The organism is Solemya elarraichensis gill symbiont (assembly GCF_002021095.1).
Taxonomy (GTDB): Bacteria; Pseudomonadota; Gammaproteobacteria; order Chromatiales; family Chromatiaceae.
This window is the reverse complement of the sequence record NZ_MPRK01000174.1, coordinates 1-3,730: the sequence shown is the minus strand read 5'-3', so window position 1 is coordinate 3,730 and position 3,730 is coordinate 1. Positions and strand designations below refer to the sequence as shown.

The following is a 3,730-nucleotide window of genomic DNA, read 5'->3' as shown; positions in this document are numbered from 1 at the left end:
CCGTGAATAATGCGGGGTGTCGCGCAGCTGGTTCAATTGGTGATAGAGCGTGTTGGTAACGACATACGCCTGGCGACCCCCCCTGGCGGCCGGCAAAGCCAATCACGTGGTCAATGCCTTTTATCAGCGTGCTAAAAGCGACACTGAATTGAAGTTGACGATGCTGACCGCGCTCACCCTGGAACGCCCCAAGGGCAACAGCCTGCTGGAGAATCGTTTTCTGGCGCTGTTGGTTGATCGGGTATTCAGCGACTACCCGGATCTCGACTACGAGCTGGATCGCATGGCCAACTGCTTGCCGGAAAACGTCCGGGTGATCGAGTTTTATTTTCCTCCCGGAAAATACCTGCACCACCCCAAGGTTCAGCAGGAATACATTAGCAGCAACTATACGCACGTGGTGCGCGATTTGATGGATCGCGGTGCCAATGTATCGGCTCAACTGCTGGTGCCTGACGAAACACCAGGGAGTAATATGGTAAGCGCCAGTTGCAACCCGGACGTGTCGCTCGACCTGGTGGCCAGTATGCACGAGCGTCAACAGCGTGACGGTACACCCTATGCGGCGGTCGGCCAGATCAACCCGCAGCTGCCCTATATGTACGGTGATTCAGAGGTGCCTGCTGCGACCTTCGATTACATTCTGGACAATACAGATTACTACTTCCGCCCTTTCGGCATGCCTAAACTATCCATTCCCGATCGCGAATATCTAATCGGCCTTTGGGTGTCAGCACTGATTCACGACGATGGCGAACTGCAAGTGGGTATTGGCGCCCTCGGCGATGCCTTCGTCTACGCGCTGCTATTGCGACAGAATCAGAATGAGCGCTACCGGGAGGTGTTGCAGGAGCTGGATGCCGAGCAAAATTTTGGAGATTTGATCAGACGGGTCGGCGGCGATACCGGAACCTTTGAAAAGGGGCTCTTCGGCGGCAGTGAAATGGTGGTGGACGGTTTTTATCACCTCTATAAGGCGGGAGTCCTCAAACGAATTGTTTTCGACGACCTGCCCCTGCAGCGACTGCTCAATGAAGGATCGATAGATCATCGGGTAACCCCGCGCACGTTGGAATTGTTGCTGGAGCGAAAGGCGGTGCATAGCCGCTTGACGCAGGAAGACTTCGATTACCTGCAGCGCTACGGCATATTGCGCGAAGGGCTTACCTACCGTGAAGGCTGTATCCACATGTCATCGGGGGAATCGATCCCTGCCGACCTGGGAGATGCGGATTCCAGAACGCGTATTATGGCTGGCTGCCTTGGTGAGCACCTGCAAAGGGGTGCTGTGGTGCACGGTGGATTTTTCCTTGGGCCCAACAGCTTCTATGAGGCGCTGTGCGCGCTGCCGCCGGAAGAACGACGCTTGTTCAACATGCGTAGCGTACTCCGCGTCAACCAACTGTACGGGCATGAGGAGATCGACCGCTTGCAACGCAAAAATGCGCGCTTCGTCAACACCTGCATGCTGGTTACCTTGTCGGGAGCGGCAGTCTCCGATGGCCTTGAGGATGGACGCGTGATCAGCGGTGTCGGAGGACAATTCAATTTCGTGGTTATGGCCCACGAATTGCCGGATGGCCGCTCGATTCTCAACCTGCGAGCGACCCGTGAAGAGGGGGCCAGGGTACTTTCCAATATTGTCTGGAACTATGGCCACACGACCATATCGCGCCATTTGCGGGATATCGTGGTTACCGAGTACGGCATCGCCGAACTGCGGGGCAAGACCGACTCGGAGATCATAGAGGAGTTGTTGAAGATCGCCGACTCGCGGTTCCAGTTGGAATTGATGAAACAGGCCAAGGCGGCTGGCAAATTGCGCGAGGAGTATGAAATCCCGGCGCGGTATCGAGACAACTATCCGGAGCGTGTGCTCAAGGTGATTGCGGCACATAAGGACGAAGGCTTGTTCCCGAAGTTCCCCTTTGGTACCGATTTCACTGAAGTGGAACAGGCATTGGGCGGAGCACTGAAGATACTAAAACGCAAGAAACGTTCGAAACGCCTGCTGGTGCCAGCCCTGTTACGTGCCCTGTTTACCCTGAGCATACCTGCATACTTGCGTCCCTACCTGGAGATGATGGGGCTATGGCAGCCAAAAAATGCCGAAGAATGGCTTTTTCGAAACCTGCTGGCCAACGAGTTGAGGACAGTGGTGCCGGAGCCCGATTGACGCAAGCGGCTAAGGGACACAAGGACCTGCCCAGGGTAGCGCATGTGTGTATGTAGCGCACTCAAATAATTGACAAATTTTCACAGTCAACTTTGGTGCTCTATCCTGCTTCAGAGTCTAGCCAATCCGGCGCAGCCATGTTGTACAGTTTGCGGCGATGAGTTGGCAACTTCTGGCACTATCAATGTGACCCATGTTTGCTTTCAGCCCTTGGCAGACGCGTTCTCGCCTGCGAGTGATACCAGCTTCTGGCCGAAAGCAGACCTTCGCGAAACTTAATCGACGCGGCTAGGCTAGATGACCGTTTACGATCCATAGTGGATATGCATATGTACATGACAAACACAGAGCGCGAAGCTTGATTAGCACTATTCCCACAGCACTCTTAGATAAGCATTTTCATAAGCACATGGTACGTGCTGTTCATTCTGTTGGCAAAGAGCGACCGCGCTTACTCTAATAGCCGGATTTATCATTCCCATATTGCCGGGATAACCCAATATCACCGGATCAAATTCTTGTCCCGGCGATACTGTCACCCCCGCATAGGAGGACGGTGCATGTGATGCGTTGTAACCTGGATATGCAAACCAAAGTGAAATCCCGCTGTTAACATTTTCTAAAAAACGGACTGTGCCGCCGGGTATGGGAAAGGGAAATAAGGAAGCCTCAAGCCAACATGGCGAACCGCTACTTGCACAATCTTTTGTCAGCTCAATGAAGTAACTTTTAGGTTCAGCGGGTGGTAATGTCGAAGGATCAACTTCTAATTTAGGAATAACATATTTCTCAGCTGTAAACCTGCCGCTCTGTTTAATTGGTTTTTTTATTGGCGATGTGATTTGTTTCTTTGCATCTAAGGAAGGCGCGAGTTCTGTTCCAGACGACTTATCCGCCCACGTATGGCCAGGTTGCACACAGACAAGGTAAAGCAGGATTAAGGCGCTTTTTTTAATAGGCATGGAGGCTGATTCTCGTTTACTGTTTCGCTAATCATAACCACGAATAAACCCTGCAAAGCAAGTCATTGTTCAGTCAACCTAATGGCCGCTTCTGGCCGAAAGCAGACCTTGGTGAGTTCTGGTCTGCTCAACTACGCTGAATGGCAGCTAACGACCCAAAGCGGTCATTGACTGAAAGAAAAAACGGGACCCGAAGGCCCCGTTCTTAATCACACGATTTCTAAAGTGATTTAGAAATCGTGGATCATACCGACAGAGAACATGCCGCCGTCTTCACTAACCTCGCCTTCGCCAATGCGGCTATCATAGCCGGCAGTCGGTGCACCGTTGATGCCGCTGAAAGAAGCTCTTGCGCCCCAATCCATGCGATAGCCATGGTCAACTGATGCATAGGTCGCATAGACAGAGGTACGCTTGCTTAGGCTGTGAGAAAGACCAAGGCCCCAACCATCCTGTTCCAAGTCGGCTTGTTCAACATTTGCCCAGGAAGCAACCAGCTTGCTGTTACCAAAGCTGTATGTACCGGTAAGACCCAAGCTGTCAACGTCCTGAAGGTTATCGCCGTAGTTCCAGCTCTGGTAAGCAACGCCGA

At 52.6% G+C, this 3,730-nt stretch carries 3 protein-coding genes; 1 reads left to right on the top strand and 2 read right to left on the bottom strand.

The window, feature by feature from the left end; genetic code table 11:
- The first annotated feature begins 160 nt into the window (after positions 1 to 160).
- Positions 161 to 2,176: an acetyl-CoA hydrolase/transferase C-terminal domain-containing protein gene (locus tag BOW51_RS08375; protein ID WP_217349022.1), complete on the top strand. Its 2,016-nt coding sequence runs from the start codon at positions 161 to 163 to the stop codon at positions 2,174 to 2,176.
- A gap of 368 nt (positions 2,177 to 2,544) precedes the next feature.
- Here BOW51_RS08375 and BOW51_RS08370 read toward each other — a convergent pair whose 3' ends face one another.
- Together BOW51_RS08370 and BOW51_RS08365 are read right to left on the bottom strand one after the other, a co-directional pair.
- Positions 2,545 to 3,138: a hypothetical protein gene (locus BOW51_RS08370; protein WP_078477305.1), complete on the bottom strand. Its 594-nt coding sequence runs from the start codon at positions 3,136 to 3,138 to the stop codon at positions 2,545 to 2,547.
- 230 nt (positions 3,139 to 3,368) lie between these two features.
- Positions 3,369 to 3,730: porin (locus BOW51_RS08365; protein ID WP_135568164.1), on the bottom strand; the 362-nt coding region annotated here is incomplete at its 5' end.